Origin of the sequence: Dyadobacter sp. 676, assembly GCF_040448675.1 — a bacterium.
Taxonomy (GTDB): Bacteria; Bacteroidota; Bacteroidia; order Cytophagales; family Spirosomataceae; genus Dyadobacter.
Map to the genome: position 1 here is coordinate 2,902,741 of NZ_CP159289.1, position 12,954 is coordinate 2,915,694.

At 51.1% G+C, this 12,954-nt stretch carries 9 protein-coding genes and 1 pseudogene; 5 read left to right on the forward strand and 5 right to left on the reverse strand.

Going from position 1 to position 12,954, the window contains the following annotated elements:
* Nucleotides 1-39: 39 nt before the first annotated feature.
* Nucleotides 40-261, reverse strand: a complete 222-nt coding sequence (locus ABV298_RS13030; RefSeq protein WP_013927448.1) for a DUF2795 domain-containing protein — start codon at nt 259-261, stop codon at nt 40-42.
* Nucleotides 262-733: 472 nt separating this feature from the next.
* On the opposite strand from ABV298_RS13030, the gene ABV298_RS13035 reads away from it, so the two are divergent.
* From ABV298_RS13035 to ABV298_RS13050, 4 genes are all read left to right on the forward strand, one after another.
* Nucleotides 734-1,474, forward strand: a complete 741-nt coding sequence (locus tag ABV298_RS13035) for a copper homeostasis protein CutC (protein WP_353722525.1) — start codon at nt 734-736, stop codon at nt 1,472-1,474.
* 24 nt (nt 1,475-1,498) lie between these two features.
* Nucleotides 1,499-3,955: a penicillin acylase family protein gene (locus ABV298_RS13040; protein ID WP_353722526.1), complete on the forward strand. Its 2,457-nt coding sequence runs from the start codon at nt 1,499-1,501 to the stop codon at nt 3,953-3,955.
* 10 nt (nt 3,956-3,965) lie between these two features.
* Entirely contained in the window at nt 3,966-4,331 is a 366-nt protein-coding gene (locus ABV298_RS13045) for a hypothetical protein (protein WP_353722527.1), read from the forward strand.
* A gap of 96 nt (nt 4,332-4,427) precedes the next feature.
* On the forward strand, nt 4,428-5,051 hold the full coding sequence (locus tag ABV298_RS13050; RefSeq protein WP_353722528.1) for an OmpH family outer membrane protein: 624 nt from the start codon (nt 4,428-4,430) through the stop codon (nt 5,049-5,051).
* A 72-nt stretch (nt 5,052-5,123) separates the two neighbouring features.
* Here ABV298_RS13050 and ABV298_RS13055 read toward each other — a convergent pair whose 3' ends face one another.
* The 4 genes and pseudogenes from ABV298_RS13055 to ABV298_RS13070 all read right to left on the reverse strand — a co-directional run bounded on the left by ABV298_RS13055 (nt 5,124) and on the right by ABV298_RS13070 (nt 9,242).
* Complete coding sequence (locus ABV298_RS13055; protein WP_353722529.1) at nt 5,124-5,528, reverse strand: Uma2 family endonuclease; 405 nt, start codon at nt 5,526-5,528, stop codon at nt 5,124-5,126.
* Between the two features lie 298 nt (nt 5,529-5,826).
* Nucleotides 5,827-6,579, reverse strand: coding sequence for a succinate dehydrogenase/fumarate reductase iron-sulfur subunit (locus ABV298_RS13060; protein WP_353723181.1), 753 nt, complete (start codon nt 6,577-6,579; stop codon nt 5,827-5,829).
* 77 nt (nt 6,580-6,656) lie between these two features.
* Nucleotides 6,657-8,646 (reverse strand): annotated as a pseudogene (locus ABV298_RS13065) (fumarate reductase/succinate dehydrogenase flavoprotein subunit).
* Between the two features lie 47 nt (nt 8,647-8,693).
* The gene (locus ABV298_RS13070; protein ID WP_353722530.1) at nt 8,694-9,242 is read right to left on the reverse strand and encodes a succinate dehydrogenase cytochrome b subunit; all 549 of its coding nucleotides are present in this window, start codon (nt 9,240-9,242) and stop codon (nt 8,694-8,696) included.
* Nucleotides 9,243-9,656: 414 nt separating this feature from the next.
* Here ABV298_RS13070 and ABV298_RS13075 point away from each other — a divergent pair, with 414 nt between their 5' ends.
* Nucleotides 9,657-12,563, forward strand: coding sequence for a gliding motility-associated C-terminal domain-containing protein (locus tag ABV298_RS13075; RefSeq protein ID WP_353722531.1), 2,907 nt, complete (start codon nt 9,657-9,659; stop codon nt 12,561-12,563).
* The last annotated feature ends 391 nt before the right edge of the window (nt 12,564-12,954 follow it).

Here is a 12,954-nt window from a genome sequence, read left to right on the forward strand (position 1 = left end):
TATCACAAAAAAACGGCACCGATAGAGTGCCGTTTTCATTTAATATTCATCTTCGTTGAAAAAGAAATCGTCTTTCGTGGGATAGTCGGGCCAAATCTCCTCAATGCTTTCATAAGGCTGACCATCATCTTCAAGCTCCTGAAGGTTTTCAACTACTTCTAACGGAGCGCCTGTTCTGATTGCAAAGTCAATTAGCTCGTCTTTGGTAGCTGGCCAGGGAGCATCTTCAAGGTACGATGCGAGTTCGAGAGTCCAGTACATAATATTTTCGCCTATTAATGGTTACTTTACTTTTCTGCAAAAGTAAAAAATTTGCTATCTTTTAAAAGCTTAAAGCGAAAAAAAAGAAAAATAATTGTCGGGTTGAAAAATATATTTTCCCAAAACATTCAATATACTGATATTCAATAACTTAAATCTTGCACTACTAACAAAGTTTCCACGGAAATCCCCAATCCCCTGTGGATTTTGCGAATCATTTCGATGGTGAGCGGGCGTTTTCTATTGAGCACTTGCGACATAATATTTAAGCTCCGCTCTGCGTCGGGATATTTCTCCCAAAAGTCGCGAAGGGTTCCACGGGCAATATCCTCATACAATAAAAGTAATTCCCATACTGGTAAATAATATACAAGACTGGTAATTTTCCAGTGATTTCCGAAGTTTGTAACCCCTACATTTCCCCTCTCCCCGAAAAACCCTTAATTTCCCTCTTCATTACAAAAACCTAATTATGACCATTGAAATTTGCGCCTATTCGCTGGAATCCTGTATCAATGCGCAGGCCGGCGGGGCGGGCAGGATTGAACTATGCGGCGGACTCGGGGAAGGTGGTACCACGCCCAGCGCCGGGTTGATCGAGATTGTTAGAAAACACGTCGATATACCCATTTACGTCATGATCAGGCCGCGTGGTGGTGATTTTGTGTATGATTTTTTCGAAGAGGAAATCATGCGGAAAGACATCGATCTGGCCAGAAAATCTGGGGCAAACGGGGTCGTTCTGGGCATTCTTATGCCTGACGGGAACGTAGATGTAGCCCGTACCAAAGCATTGGTCGATTATGCCGCCCCGTTGAAAGTCACTTTCCACCGCGCGTTCGACCTTACGCCCGATCCAATGAAAGCGCTCAAAGATGTGATTGCCACCGGAGCTGAGCGTATTCTCACATCCGGTCAGAAACCTTCGGCCATTCAGGCGACGGAGCTGCTCGCCCGGCTCGCCGCAGAAGCCGACGGTAAAATCGAAATTATGGCGGGTGGCGGCGTCAACCATCAGAATGCAGCCGAGCTCAAAGCCACAGGTGTGCATGCCCTGCATTTGACAGCCAAGCGGTTTCGGCCCGCGCGGCAGAAATTTTTTCCGGACGGCATTTCCATGGCAGGAGAAATTCCCGACGAAAAGTCGGTGATGTATGCCGATCTGGAACTGGTCGAAGCGATGGTCCAGGCAGTTGCCGGGTATGCCTTTTAATAAAGCACGCATCACATCCTCTCTATGAAGTTTTTAAAGGCAATACTGTTCATCGCGATAACCGCCGGGCTTGTGTATGTACTCGACAGGCCCTGGGGCCCTGCTCCGGCGATGGGAACGTTCCTGAGCCCGTTTTGCGGATTATGGCAAAACAGTGAAAAAGCCATCGACCCCAAAACCCGGGTTGTATTGCCGGTAGACGGCCTCCGCGACGAGGTAACGATCCGCTTCGACGATTATGGTGTGCCCCATATTTTTGCTAAAAACGACTTCGACCTTTTTTACGCGCAAGGGTATGTCACGGCCAAAGACCGCCTGTGGCAAATGGATCTTCAAACCCGCGCAGCAGCTGGAAGGCTTTCCGAAATACTCGGTCCGGCCACGCTGGCTATGGACCAGCAGAGCCGCCGGCTCGGAATGGGCTATGGTGCAGAAGCCAACCTGAAAGTAGCCATGACCGACGAGCGCTCCCGTGAGGCACTCCTGGGTTATACCGCGGGCGTGAATGCCTACATCCGGCACCTGGCGCCAAAGGATTACCCCATCGAATTCAAACTTCTGGGCTACAAACCGGAGCCCTGGAAGCCGATCAACACGATGTATATGCTCGAACAGATGACGCTCACGCTTGCCGGGCGCTCCAATGATCTGGCAATGACCAATGCGTTGAAAAAATATGGCCGGGAAACCATTGCGCAGCTTTTCCCGGATTACCCTATGTTGCAGGAGAGTCCCATCATTCCGTCGGGTACGCCGTGGGATTTTCCCAGGCTTCCGGTTCCAAAGGCAGGTTTGCCATTGATACCAGGCGACAGCAATGCAATATCAGGCAGGCCGTCGGCAGCCCTCCCGCCGCGCACGCCCAAGGAGGAAGGGATCGGTAGCAACAACTGGGCTATCAGCGCAGGGAAATCCATTACCGGCTACCCGATTCTCGCTAACGACCCGCACCTCGAACTATCGCTGCCATCGATATGGTATCAGGTGCAGCTGCATTCGCCGGACATGAATGTATACGGCGTAACGCTGCCGGGCGTCCCAAGCGTGATCATTGGTTTCAACCAGCATGTGGCGTGGGGAGTTACGAATGTCGACGCGGATGTTTTCGATTTATATAAAATCAAATTCAAAAATGAATACCGGAACTTTTACTGGCACGATAACCAATGGAAACCCACGCATAAACGCGAAGAAATTATCCACGTCAAAGGCCGGTTGAAACCCTACCGGGAGCAGATTATCTACACGCATCACGGGCCTGTCACCGATTCGGACGGATCGTCGGGCGACCTGCCTGACCTGGCGATCAAGTGGATCGGGCATGAACCGGGAAACAGTTTTATCACTTTCTACGAGCTCAACAAGGCGAAAACCTACGACGACTACCGCAAGGCGCTGACGCACTACGTAGGGCCGGCGCAAAATTTCGTTTTCGCGGATAACGAAAAAAACATCGCCATTACGGTCAATGGCAAATTACCTCTGAAATATAAGGACCAGGGCAAATTTGTTCTCGACGGCACCTCGCCCGCCGACGACTGGAACGGCTGGATTCCCGCAGAGCAGAACCCGTTCGTCAAAAACCCGCCGAGAGGCTTCGTGAGCAGTGCAAACCAGTCGTCGGCGGACACTACCTATCCTTATTATATCAACTGGAATTTCGCTCCTTCGGAGAGGGGCATCCGTATCAACGAGCGGCTGCAAGCGATGAGCAATGCGAATGCCGACAGCCTGCGCATGCTGCAAAACGACAATTTCAGCGTGTTGGCAAGAACGTTGCTTCCCCGATTGCTGAGCATTCTCGAAACTCTGCCATTAACCCCCAAGCAAAAAGCGGCACGCATACTGCTTTCCAACTGGAATTATCAAAACTCACCGGAATCCGTGGCGGCTTCGATTTTCGAAACATGGTTCCCGTTGCTGGGCCAGGCCATTTGGAAAGACGATTTCGCCTCGCCCGAAGCTCCGATGGAGTATCCCTCGCGGGACCGGACGTTGTATCTGATATTGAAACAACCGAACGAAAAATGGTTCGACAACGTCGATACGCCGGAAAAGGAGACATTACCCGACCTGGTATACCAGACCTTCGATGCGACACTGGATACTCTTACGGCACACAACGGCCCTATGAGTCCCAAATGGCAATGGTCTAATGTGAAAGCCGCCGAAATAAGACATTTGAGCCGGAGTATCAAGGCTTTCAATGCACCGCCGCTGGTGACCGGTGGCGGCAGCAGCATTGTGAATGCGATGACCAAGCGGAAGGGGCCGTCGTGGAGGATGGTAGTGGAACTTGGCCCCACGCCCCGCGCCTATGGCATTTACCCCGGCGGGCAGTCGGGGAACCCGGGTAGTCCGTATTACCTGAACCTGCTGCCTAAATGGGAGAAAGGCGAACTTAATGAGTTGCTCTTCCTGACTTCGCCGGATCAGAAGACGCCACACCTGGCATCGAGTCTCGTATTACAGAAACGTTAACCGGAGTCTTATGAATTTTCTGATCATAGCAGTCTTGTCGGCGCTTTTACAAATATTCGCTCCGTGGTGGGTGATCGCCATCATTCCTTTCGCAGTCCTTTTCTGGCGGCCAGTCCATTCCCCCGGCGCGTTCTGGGCGGGCCTTGGCGGCATTGCCGTGCCCTGGCTGCTTTACGGGTATTATCAGCATTTCATTTCCGACGGAGCAATGTCCGATCGCGTCGCAAAGATTTTCATGCTGCCCAATGGCCTGTCGCTTTTACTTGTGACAGCACTTGCAGGCGGGCTTGTGGGCGGCTTTTCGGCGTTATCGGGGTATTGGGTGCGGCAGGTCTTTCGCAGGCATCCGGTGCCGATATCCCGGCCTGCATCGTGAAAGGGCGCAGGGCGGTTGGGAGAGCCGCATATTCATTGTACTTAAACACAAATCATTATCTTTGCGGCTCGTTCAAAAACAATAAACCTTAAAAACGTGAACAACAATACTTCATTGATCTGGAACATCGTCCTTTCGCTTGCGGTGGCGGTGTTATTCTTCCTGCATTTTTCAAGCAAATCGTCGGACTCGAGTGCAGCCCCGGATGGCGCGGTAGTGGAAGGTCGCCGCACAGTTTACGTGCAGGTTGATTCGCTTCTGAAAAATTACGATTTCTTCAAGGATACCAGAAAAGAGCTCGAAAACAAGAATTTCCAACTCGAAAACGAGCTGACAACCAAAGGACGCTCTTTGCAAAATGAAGTAGCATTCTTTCAACAGAGAGCCGCAACCATGACGCCCGAGCAAGCCCGCTCAACCGAGGCACAGCTTATGAAAAAACAGCAGGATCTGATGGCTTACCGCGATCAGTCGGCACAGGCGCTGGGTCAGGAAGAAGCGAAAAAGAACGAAGAGCTTTACAAAAACATCCGTTCCTACATCGAGAAATACAACAAAGAGAACAAATACGAGTACGTACTGGGCTACTCGCTCGGGGGAGGTATTCTCTTCGCGAACCCGTCACTGGACGTGACACAGAAGATCATCGATGGTTTGAATAAAGAATATAAAAACTCGGGCAAAGCCGCTGCGGCGGCTGATACTACCAAGAAGAAGTAGTATTTCCTGAATTTCAATAAAGGTGAAGCAGGCGGTCGGGTGATCGTCTGCTTCATTTTTTTTTAATGTAGATCAATACGAAATTTTCAATTTGCTCAAATCGAACTGAAATCCTGGCAGCACATTGTCTCCTGATAATTGCTGGTTAAAATCATTTAGAATTTCAACATCCGCATTAGCCCGATAAATAAATACCGTTTTCTCAAACGGATCAATGAGCCACGCTAACTTGCAACCATTTCCAATCCATTCGGTTTGCATTTTCTTCTGAATGACTTTCAAATCATCATTCGTCGAGAACAGTTCTATTACGAAATCAGGACATACCGGTGGGAATTTTACTTTTTCCTCCTTCGTCAAACGCGCCCACCTTTCTGCTGAAACCCAAGCAGCGTCCGGGGCCTGACGGAAGTATTGGGAAGCCGAAAGGCGGTAGAAGAATCGAACACGAACCCTAAGTTCGTGGCGAGTTGCCAATGCATCAACCAGTAGTTAATGATAGAATTCAACATCCCTTTGGTTCCGCCAGTATTAGACATAATATAGATCGTTTCTATCCCGCAATATTTTGAGTTGATCATTCTCCCTGCAAAATTCATAGAATTCATCGTCATCAAGACGCAGGGGTTTGTATCCCAATTCTATCGTATCCATGTCGTTGTTTCCTTACCTAATGCAATATAAACATTTTCAAGCACTAACAGATTTAAGGTATCCCCGAACAAAAACAGGACAGCCGGTTGCCCGACTGCCCTGCATTTGCATTTAATATATTTTAAACCGCCGAAGAGGTGAACTTCGCTCCGATGTACTCGCGGTTCAAACGGGCGATGTTTTCCAGGCTGATTTCTTTCGGGCATTCCGCCGAGCAGGCACCGGTGTTGGTACAAGCTCCAAAACCTTCCGCATCCATCTGGGCGACCATTTTCTCGGCACGGATACTGCGTTCTGCCTGGCCCTGCGGCAACAATGCCAGCTGGGAGATTTTGGCGGAAACGAAAAGCATTGCCGAAGCATTTTTACAAGCTGCCACGCACGCACCGCAACCGATACACGCCGCTGCTGCAAATGCGTCGTCGGCCGCCTCTTTCGGAACAGGCAATGCGTTTGCGTCCTGTGCGTTACCTGTATTCACGGATATAAAGCCGCCGGCAGCGATTACGCGGTCGAATGCGTCACGGTCCACGACGAGGTCTTTGATCACCGGGAACGCCGCGGCTCTCCACGGTTCTACCACGATGGTATCGCCATCATTGAACGAACGCATGTGCAGCTGGCAGGTTGTTACCCCGCGCAATGGCCCGTGCGGACGGCCGTTGATATACATCGAACACATCCCGCAAATACCTTCGCGGCAATCGTGATCGAATGCAACCGGTTCTTTTCCTTCTTCGATGAGCTGCTCATTGAGTACATCGAACATTTCAAGAAATGACATATCAGGGGAAACGTTGTCCAGCTTGTAGTCTTCAAAACCTCCTGCTGCGTCTTTATTGCTTTGTCTCCATACTTTCAAAGACAACCTCATATTTCCTTCCATACCTATATTCTTTATTTCTGATACAACTTTTTAGCGTGGCATAAATCCGTGCCACCGGAGGTTTGTTATTTGTAGCTACGTTGAGCGATCTTGATGTTTTCGTATACGAGCTCTTCTTTATGGAGCTCCCATCCCTCGGTTCCCTTATGTTCCCAGGCCGATACGTACATATAATTTTCGTCGTCGCGTAACGCTTCCCCTTCCTCGGTCTGGTACTCTTCCCGGAAGTGCCCGCCGCATGATTCGTTACGGTCAAGCGCGTCGATGCACATCAGCTCGCCGAGTTCGATAAAGTCCGCAACGCGGTTCGCCTTGTCGAGTTCGGGGTTAAAGTAATTGGCGGTACCCATTACCTTCACATCCGACCAGAAGTCTTTCCTTAACTGACGGATCTCCTCGATCGCCTCTTTCAGTCCTTCCGCATTGCGCGCCATACCGCATTTATCCCACATGATCTTACCCAAACGGCGGTGGAAAAGCTCCGGCGAGGTTTTTCCCTGAATGCTCAGCAGTTTCTGAATACGCTCTTTTACTTCTGCTTCCGCCTGTACGAACGCTTCGTGGTCGGTAGAGATCTTTCCGGTGCGGATTTCGTTTGCCAGGTAGGCACCAATGGTATACGGGATCACGAAATAACCGTCGGCCAGTCCCTGCATCAATGCAGATGCACCGAGGCGGTTAGCACCATGGTCGGAGAAATTGGCCTCCCCCAATGCGTACAAGCCAGGTACAGTGGTCATCAGGTTATAATCAACCCAAAGGCCGCCCATGGTGTAGTGTACCGCAGGATAGATACGCATAGGCACTTCATACGGGTCTTCGCCGGTGATTTGCTTATACATATCGAAAAGGTTACCATATTTTTCTTTCACAACCGCCTTACCCCACGTGGTAATGTCGGCATCGGAGGCGTTATGAATGTTGTTCTTATTGGCTTCCGCACGTCCGTAACGCTCTACGGCAGCAGCGAAATCGAGGTAAACAGCCAGCTTGGAAGCACCCACGCCGTAACCGGCATCGCAACGCTCCTTTGCAGCCCGCGACGCGATGTCGCGTGGTACGAGGTTACCGAATGCAGGATAGCGGCGTTCGAGGTAATAATCGCGCTCGTCTTCCGGGATTTCATTGCCGGGACGGTTGTCGTCTTTTTTCTTGGGAACCCAGATCCGGCCGTCGTTACGAAGCGACTCCGACATCAGTGTCAGCTTCGACTGGTGCTCGCCGGAAACCGGGATACAGGTCGGGTGGATTTGGGTAAAGCAAGGGTTACCAAAGAATGCGCCGCGTTTGTGGGCTTTCCATGCCGCGGTAACATTGCTACCCATGGCATTGGTGGAGAGGTAGAAAACGTTTCCGTAACCGCCTGTACAAAGCAGCACCGCGTGGCCCGCATGTCTTTCGATCTCGCCTGTGATAAGGTTGCGGGCGATGATACCCCGGCATTTGCCGTCGATATTCACGACATCCAGCATCTCGTGGCGGTTGTACATTTTAACTGTACCCATCCCCACCTGGCGCTGCAAGCCCGAATACGCCCCGAGCAATAGCTGCTGGCCCGTCTGGCCCGCCGCGTAGAATGTACGCTGCACCTGCGTGCCGCCGAACGAGCGGTTGGAAAGCAAGCCGCCGTACTCACGCGCGAAAGGAACTCCCGCCGCCACGCATTGATCGATAATGTTACCCGAAACTTCGGCAAGGCGGTGCACGTTCGCTTCGCGCGCGCGGTAGTCGCCCCCTTTAATGGTATCATAAAAAAAGACGGTAAACCGAGTCACCGTCATTCTGATAGTTCTTTGCTGCATTGATCCCGCCTTGTGCAGCGATGGAGTGCGCACGGCGTGGAGAATCCTGGAAACAGAACGCTTTCACTTTGTAACCAAGCTCGGCCAGCGTTGCGGCGGCCGAAGCGCCCGCCAGGCCCGTCCCAACTACGATGATTTCCAGGTTACGTTTGTTGGCAGGGTTTACGAGCGGTACGGAAGAGCGGTATTTGCTCCATTTACTTTCAAGCGGACCTTGTGGTATTTTGGCATCCAGACGAGATGACGTTGCCATATATCAATAGTATTTAATCAGAAAATTGAGAATGAAACTTTGCCGGATTATTTCACCCAGCCCAGATAAATCGAGATCGGCATCAGCGCGAAGAGGATCGGCACTATAATGGAAAATGCGGTTCCCACAAACGAAATCACGCCGTTGTATTTCACGTGGTTCAATCCCAGCGACTGGAATGCGCTTTTGAAACCGTGGAGCAAATGCCAGAAGAGCGAAAAGCAGCCGAGCACGTAAATGAGCACCACAATGGGGTTCTGGAACGTTTCGAGCATCATTTGGTACAGGTTCAGCTCTTCGCCCGTCGCAAACTGGTTGGAACGGTTAGGGATCCAGAAGTGCGAAGTGTGGATCACGAGGAAGATCAAAAGCAAAGTACCCAGCAAGCCCATGCTGCGCGAGTACCAGGTGCTGTTTGCGGACGCATTGTTTACGGCATATTTAACGGGACGGGCCTCGCGGTTGTTTTTCCAAAGGATCAAACCGTCGGCGATATGGATGATGAAGCCCGCGATGAGGCCGATTTCAAGCGTACGTATAATCGGGTTGGTACCCATGAAGTGCCCCCCAGTGGGAAAAAGTCTCACCGCCATCATTATAAAAAATCATGGCATTGATAGTGGCATGAATAACCAGAAAGCTAATCAAAAAAAGTCCGGTAAGAGCCATCAGAAGTTTTTTACCGATAGAGCTCGTTAACGTTTGTGAAAACCACGACATAACAAAAACGAATGGTTTTAGTGCAAAAAATTGAGGTATATTTAGAACCTTTCAAAGGTATATCACAAACCTATGCGAGACAAAAAATCGGTTTCATTTTTGCCGGCCGTCCCGTTTATTTATAATCATTATTAAGAATTATTTAGACTGATTAGGCTTTACAAAAGCAATCCGCTCAGGCCGAACGGTTCAGCACGGTTCCCGAAGTTATTTTGTAACCAGATAGCACACATTTTTAAACAGGCATTTCGTTGAGCATTTACATAACCGGATGACCAACGAACCTACCCATGGACAGACCTCTATCTACCCGGATCCTGATTGCCATTATGATATTGGCATTGCCGTTCAGCGATACATTTGCGACACATTTCAGGGCCGGTGAGATCACCGCGACGAGGCTGTCGCTAACCACGCATACCTATCAGATTAAACTGACCGGATATTTTGATATGACCGGTGGAAAGGACGCGGCCGACCGGCAGACATCCGTATGGTTCACAATCAACAATGCGTCGGGCACAGGGACACCCGACTTCGTTGAAGCACCAAGAATCCAGCCCATTGTCGATATAGGCAACAGTACCACCCAGAACGTGTATATAGCGACTTACACATTTCGGTCGGTGGGTGCTTACCGGATATCCATCGAGGTCGACGCCCGCAACGATAAAGTCCTCAATATCGGCCCCAAGCCAACTAATCAACTAAACTTTTACGTAAGCACCATTCTTGAAATCAATGCGGCATTCGGATTAAACCGTACGCCGATTCTCCGCAATGCCCCTATCGACCTCGCGGCCGTGGGCCAGCGCTACATTCATAATCCCGCCGCCTTCGATGCCGACGGCGACAGCATTGCCTACCGCATGTTCACCCCTCAAAAAGCAGGACCGAACGGCACGGGCATGAACCTGGAATACGAAGACCCAAACCTGACAACCCCGCCGGGCCGGACCGAAACAGGCGCTTCACCGGCGACATTCAGCATTAACCGCGTTACCGGCGACTTAATTTGGGATGCGCCGGTTACGAAAGGCTATTATAACGTGGCGTTCGTCGTGGAAGAATGGCGGGACGGTGCGCTGATCGGGCAGATCGTCCGCGATATGCAGATCATCGTCGAGGACGCCCGCAACGACCGCCCGGTAGTGCCGCCCTTGCGGGATATTTGTGTCGAGGCCGGCACCTTGATTAACCAGAAGGTAACGGCGACGGACAAAAACGGGGATAGGTTAATGATGACGTCTGCGAGCGGCGTATATGATCCCACGCTGATCAAACCGCCCGTAGCCGGTTTCAATGTCGCCAACCAGGGCGCGCAAAGCTCGGTTACCGGAACATTCACCTGGCAGACATCCTGCGATCACGTCCGCGTTGAGCCTTATAATATACTTTTCAAAGTGGAAGATGCCGCGCCGCCAGGCTATCCCAATCCGCCGCTGTTCAGGAAACTGGTGGATATGACGATCTGGAATATCAGGATATATGGTCCTAAACCGACAGGCCTGAAAGGCGTTGCCGTGACGGATCCCACGGGCACGGCCTACCGGCTCACCTGGGATACCTACAAATGTCAGGTTGCGGGAGCCAAGATCGCCATTTACAGAGCGGAAAGGTGTACCGATCTCCCCGAAGACGTGTGCAGCCCAGGCATTCCCGCCGGTTCGGGCTATCAGGAAATCGGAAGGGTGGATGTGAACCAGACCACTTTCCTGGACAACAATGCGGGCGAAGGACTTCGTCCGGGCGTTTCCTATTCCTACCGCATCGTGGCCATGTTCCCAAGGCCGGGAGCAAACCCCGGCGATCCGGGATATCTGATCGGTGGAGGTGAAAGCCTCGCGTCGGCAGAATACTGCCTCAACCTGCCGATGGCAATGCCGGTAATCACCAATGTGACCGTCGATTCGACCAGCACCACCAAAGGCGTCATTACCATCAAATGGACCAAACCGGCCGTAGCCACCGGAATGCCTGCACAGTACCGGCTCTTCCGCGCAACCGGCCAGAACGGCTCTGCATTCTCCCAGATCGCCGCTATTAACACCAACCTCGCCCCAGGTTCCCGGGACACGATCTTCGTGGACAGAAACCTGAATACCGAAGCAAACGCATACAACTACAAGCTCGAATACTACACAACCGTGAACGGGCAGCTTACCAAATTCGACGAGACCGAAACGGCAAGCTCGGTAAGGCTCGAACAGGATGCGGCGCAGCCCAATCAGATCGGTTTGAAATGGAGCGCGCTCGTGCCGTGGAGCAACAACAACCGCGTGCACAGGGTCTACCGTGAGGACAAAACCCGGCCGGGCACCTTCAACCGCATTGCGGAAGTGCCGGTAAGCGGGCCGCAGTCATTTAACTATGTCGACGACGGGACCGATAAATATGCCGCCGACGGAACAGTCAATGTCACCATCGCCAGGGATTCCACTTATTGTTACAAAGTGGAAACCGTAGGCTCCTATAACAACAGCCAGATCAGGCCTTCGGTACTTTATAATTTCTCGCAGATACTTTGCGTTTCCTCGTCCGATACTACAAAGCCCTGCCCGCCGATATTGACCCTCGACCCGCTCAATTGCGACTCGCTCAGGGCACATCCCGAGGCTTTCTGTACAACCACGGGTTTTACCAACCACCTTACCTGGGAATATCCCACCCAGGCAGGCGGCCGCGATTGTGACCCATTGGTGACCGCTTACAGGGTATATTATGCAAGATATCAAGGCGACGCACCCACACTGGTTGCTACTGTAACTACCCCCCCATCGCCACTGCAAACTTCCTACGATCATGAAGGGCTCACCTCCTTTGCAGGTTGCTATTATGTAACGGCCGTGAACCGGTTCGGCAGCGAGAGTGCGCCCAGCAACACCGTATGCCGCGACAATTGTCCGATGTACGTGCTGCCCAACGTTTTTACACCAAACGGCGACAATAAAAACGATATATTCCAGCCTTATGAATGCCCCGCATTCGTGCAATCGCTGGAATTCAAGGCTTTCAACCGATGGGGTGCCCAGGTGTTCTCCACCAAAGACGTCAACATCAACTGGGATGGTAAAACCAATGGCGGAAAAGAGCTCGCAGCGGGGCAATATTATTATGAACTGACCATCTATTTCGAATCTTCACAAAGGCAAGGTGCCGAGACTACCATGAAAGGTTGGGTACAGTTGCTGAGATAGCAACGCAAATCACATGCGAGCGTGCCTCGGGAGTTTGTGGTAATTCATACATGATTTATAAAGTTGTTTTGTAAGTTTACAAACCGACATATTATATTCATTCCCGAAGCACACATTTTTACTTGAATTTTCGTTGATTTAACGTACCTGACAGGAGATATGGCCCCTGCCATAACCTCCCTATCATATAAGCCTGATACGGATTTTTATGCGCTCTGTTTTACGAATTACCTTATACTTCCTTTTTCTGACTCTGCTTTGCAATGGTTATCAGGCCATGGCCACGCACATACGCGCGGGCGAGATCACGGCCCGGAGGCTGAGTCCGGCAAATTCTGCAAATCATACTTATGAGATAAAGCTCACTGCCTATTTCGATATGCAGAATGGA